We start from the raw sequence: 4,201 nt of genomic DNA on the forward strand, positions 1-4,201 counted from the left end.
GGCACGAGCCCGCGCAGATGCGAACCGGCCGGCACCCGGCCGGGCCTGGCCGCCGCGCCGGGGTGGCGTGGGGCGTGGACACCCGGGCCCCTGAGGTCCACCGGGCGGGCCTCGGGATCGGCGCCCTTCACCCTGCGGGCCGCGCGCCCGGAGACCTGCACCCGGTCGACGGTCCCCGTCAGGGGATCGCGGTGGAAGTGACCGCCGGGCTCACGGCGGCCGCTCTCCGGGTCGGCCAGGTCGAACTCGAGGTCCGCGTGGCACACCAGCGGGAGCGGGACGTCGCCGTCGACGGAGAGGAACGGCCGGCCGGAGGCGTCGAGGCCCACCCGGTACTCGACCGTGCCGTTGCGGTAGACGCCGGCGCAGCCGGCCGGCAGCGGGGCCGGGCTCCGGCCGTGTCCGGGGCGGGTCGCCGCGGGGGCCACCAGGCCGGTGAGCGCACCCAGTTCGCCGGCGAGCTCACGCCACAGGGCGGTCGCGGAGCTCGCGTTGCCGGTGAAGGCGACGACCACCCCGGAGAGGGGGTCGACGCGCAGGTGGCAGGAGGTTCCCTGGGCGTTGCCGTCGTGGCCGCACCACCAGCGGTCCTCGCCCCGGAAGAGGGCCGCGCCGGCCCCCCAGCCGTCGGCCAGCGCGCCCGGGCGCGCGCCGGGGGCAGGGCGGCGCATCGACTCGGCCGCGGCGGGCGGCAGTGCGGTGGAGTGACCGGCGAGCGCCCGGCCGAGGGCCAGCAGGTCCAGTGCGCCGGCCAGCAGGGCGCCGGCCGGGGCCTCGACGGGGGCGAGGTTCTGCCCGACGGGCACCAGGCGGCCGGAGGCGGTGTTGCGGGCGTGACCGGCGGCGACGGGCCGGTCGGACGCGGGGTCCTGGAGGAGGTGGGGGCGTATGCCCAGCGGCTCGAACAGCAGGGCCCGTACCGCCTCCCGCCAGGTCATGCCGGTGACCTCCTCGACCAGACGGCCGGCGGCCACATAGCCGGCGTTGGAGTAGGAGAAGCCGCTGCCCGGCGCGAACAGCAGGTCGCGCGGGGAGCAGACCGAGGCCAGGAGCCGCGGCGCGGTGAGTCCGGCGGCGGTGTCGGAGTCCGGCCCGGTCGGCAGCCCGGAGGTGTGGCTGAGCAGGTGACGCACGGTCACCTCGGGTATCGCGCGTAGTTCGGGCAGCGACGCGGCGGCCGGCTCGTCGAGGTCGATGTCGCCGTCGTCGGCGAGAACCGCCACGGCGGCCGCCGTGCAGAGCTTGGTCACCGAACCGGTCGGCACGACCGTGTCCGGAGTGAAGGGGGCGCCGGTGGCGGCGTCGGCGGTCCCGGTGTGGACGCCGATCACCTCGGCGCCGGTGTGGACGGCGAGCTGGGCGCCCGGCACTCCGTGCGCGCGGGCCAGTTCGTCGAGGCGGTGCTGAAGCGTGCTGCGGCCGAGGGAGGGGCGCCCCTCGGCTACATGTGTAGGGGGCACGTGCGGCATGGAGCGGGGCCTCCTGGGAATCCGTGCTCTGTTGATGACGCACCGGCCGGAACGGGGACGGATCCGGACGGGTGGGGACGTGCGCCGCACGTTCGCGACGTTGATGCGCGAAGCCGGCCCGGGGGGACCGGCCTCCAAGACCGAGTCAGAGATTAAGCACAACTCTCGCTTTGTGTCTGCTAACTAGTGATTCCGGACCATACACATCCAGACAGTGACTATGGTGTGTAAATCAGTCCATGATTTGACCGTAAGTAATCTTCTGTGCACGCGAATGCCGCCGCACCGTGACGCCCGCCCGGCCCCGACGGTTCGCCCCGCGGACCCTGGACGCTCGCACCCGAGTCACGTCAAGGGCCCCCGAGCAGCCAGAAGTCGTCCCGCCGCGCCGCACCGGCCGGCCGCGGACGGCAGCAGGACATTGACCGGCACCTGGCAGTCCAGGACAGAAGACATATGCCGCCGCACAGTGCCGTGACCGGACACCTCGGCCGACGGAGACCGAACAATGACCTTGCCCCCGCGCCACCGCAGGACGCGAAGCGGGACAAGCGCCGCCGCACCCCTGTCGAAAGCAGGTTTAGGTTAGGCTAACCTAAGGGCGTGAGAGCCGAAGAGACCTCCCAGGTCAGACCCATGCGTGGGCACCGACTCACGGCGACCGAGATCACCGTGGCGTACGACGGAACCCCTGTCGTCCACCAGGCCGACGTGACCCTGCGGCCGGGCGAGGTGACCGTCCTGGCGGGCCCCAACGGCAGCGGGAAGTCCACCCTGTTGCGCACCATGGCCCGCCTGCAGCAGGCGCGCGCCGGCAGCCTCACCCTCGCCGACGAGCACGCCGACGGGGAGCAGGAGACCGACGCGCTCGCCCTGACGGCCCGTGAGTTCTCCCGCCGGGTCGCCCTGCTGACGCAGGCGCGCCCCACCCCCTCCGGGCTCACCGTGCGCGACGTGGTCGAGTTCGGCCGCTACCCGTACCGGGGCCGCTGGGGCAGGGCCGACCCGGGCGGCACGGCCGCCGTCGACCGGGCACTGGCCCTCACCGGCACGACCGGCCTCGCGGACCGCGGCGCCGAGCACCTCTCCGGCGGCCAGCTCCAGCGCGTCTGGCTGGCCGGCTGCCTGGCCCAGGAGACCGGTGTGCTGCTCCTCGACGAGCCCACCACCTACCTGGATCTCCGCTACCAGGTCGAACTCCTCGATCTGATCCGCGACCTGGCGGACGACCACGGCATCGCCGTCGGGGTCGTCCTCCACGACCTCGACCAGACGGCCGCCGTCGCCGACCGCGTCGTGCTCCTGCACGACGGCCGGATCGTCGCGGACGGCACGCCCGCCGAGGTCCTCACCCCGGAGCGGCTGACCGCGACCTACGGCATCCGCATCGAGGTCGACACCGACCCCCTCACCGGCCAGCTGCGCACCCGCGCGGTGGGCCGGCACCACACCCGCACCACGCCCGAAAGGCTCCTCCCCTCCTCATGAAGCGTCACCTCCTCGTCGCGGCCACGGCCGCCGTCGCCGCCCTCGCGCTGAGCGCCTGCGGCACCACCGAGCCCGCCGCCGACGCCAAGGGCGCCCAGGACGGCAAGAAGGCGAAGGCCGTCACCCTCACCGACGCCTCCGGCGCCCAGGTGAAGCTCGACGGCCCGGCGACCAAGGTCGTCGGCACCGAGTGGAACGTCGTGGAGAGCCTGCTCTCGCTCGGCGTCCAGCCGGCCGGCGTCGCGGACGTCAAGGGCTACCAGCTGTGGAACACGGCCGTCCCGCTCGAGGGCGAGCCCAAGGACATCGGCACCCGCGGCGAACCCAGCATGGACACCGTCGCCGCGCTGGCGCCCGACCTGATCGTCGCCACCACCGACCTTCCGGAGGCCGCCGTCAAGCAGCTGCGCGACGTCGCCCCCGTCCTCCAGGTCCGCTCGGCCGACGGCGCCGGCCAGATCGACCAGATGCTGGAGAACGTCGACCTCATCGCCAAGGCCACCGGCACGGAGGACAAGGCGGGGCAGGTGCGCGAGCGGTTCGACGCCAAGCTCGCCGAGGGGAAGAAGGCGCTGGACGAGGCCGGCCTGGCCGGCGAGGGCATAGCCTTCGCCGACGGCTACGTGACGTCCAACCAGGTATCGGTCCGCCCGTTCACGGCCACCTCCCTCATCGGCGAGGTCAACACCGAGCTGGGCCTGAAGAACACCTGGAAGGTGAAGGGCGACAAGTCGTACGGCCTGGCCGCCACCGACGTCGAGGGTCTCACCAAGCTCCCGAAGGACACCCGCTTCGCCTACATCGGCAGCGACGGCGACGAGAACAGCACCCCCTTCGCCGAGGGCGGCATCCTCAAGGACAACGCCGTGTGGAAGTCGCTCCCGTTCGTCGAGTCCGGTGACGTGCACCGTCTCGACGACGGCATCTGGATGTTCGGCGGCCCCGGCTCGATGGAGGCGTACGTCGACGCCCTCGTCGAGGCGCTGACGAAGAAGTAACGCCATGGCCGTCACCGCACCCAGAACAGCCACCCCGGCCGCGGCCGCGGTGACGGCCGCACTGGCCCTGCTGGTCGCCGTCCTCGCGGCGGTCGACGTCACCCAGGGCACCGCCACGGCGGGCGCACCCGAGCTGTGGAAGGCGCTCACCGGCGCCGCCGACCCCGGCGACGCCTCCGTGGTGATCGCCTCGCGTCTGCCGCGCATGGCGGCCGGCCTGCTGGTCGGCGCCGTGCTCGGCATGGC

4 protein-coding genes are annotated in these 4,201 nt (G+C 73.5%); 3 read left to right on the forward strand and 1 reads right to left on the reverse strand.

The window, feature by feature from the left end:
- On the reverse strand, window positions 1-1,469 hold a 1,469-nt coding region (locus ACOV8S_RS26980; RefSeq protein ID WP_448320980.1), incomplete at its 3' end, for a serine hydrolase domain-containing protein.
- A 636-nt stretch (window positions 1,470-2,105) separates the two neighbouring features.
- On the opposite strand from ACOV8S_RS26980, the gene ACOV8S_RS26985 reads away from it, so the two are divergent.
- From ACOV8S_RS26985 to ACOV8S_RS26995, 3 genes are all read left to right on the forward strand, one after another.
- Complete coding sequence (locus ACOV8S_RS26985; RefSeq protein ID WP_448320981.1) at window positions 2,106-2,957, forward strand: ABC transporter ATP-binding protein; 852 nt, start codon at window positions 2,106-2,108, stop codon at window positions 2,955-2,957.
- Entirely contained in the window at window positions 2,954-3,955 is a 1,002-nt protein-coding gene (locus tag ACOV8S_RS26990; RefSeq protein ID WP_448320983.1) for an iron-siderophore ABC transporter substrate-binding protein, read from the forward strand. Before ACOV8S_RS26985 ends, ACOV8S_RS26990 begins: the two co-directional genes overlap by 4 nt.
- Before the next feature lie 4 nt (window positions 3,956-3,959).
- A partial coding sequence (locus tag ACOV8S_RS26995; protein WP_448320985.1) for an iron chelate uptake ABC transporter family permease subunit occupies window positions 3,960-4,201 on the forward strand: 242 nt, incomplete at its 3' end.

Source organism: Streptomyces sp. CO7, assembly GCF_053474865.1.

Coding starts and splice junctions, on each gene's coding strand:
- ACOV8S_RS26985 (WP_448320981.1), top strand. CDS start 2,106: ATGCGTGGGCACCGACTCACGGCGACCGAGATCACCGTGGCGTACGAC.
- ACOV8S_RS26990 (WP_448320983.1), top strand. CDS start 2,954: ATGAAGCGTCACCTCCTCGTCGCGGCCACGGCCGCCGTCGCCGCCCTC.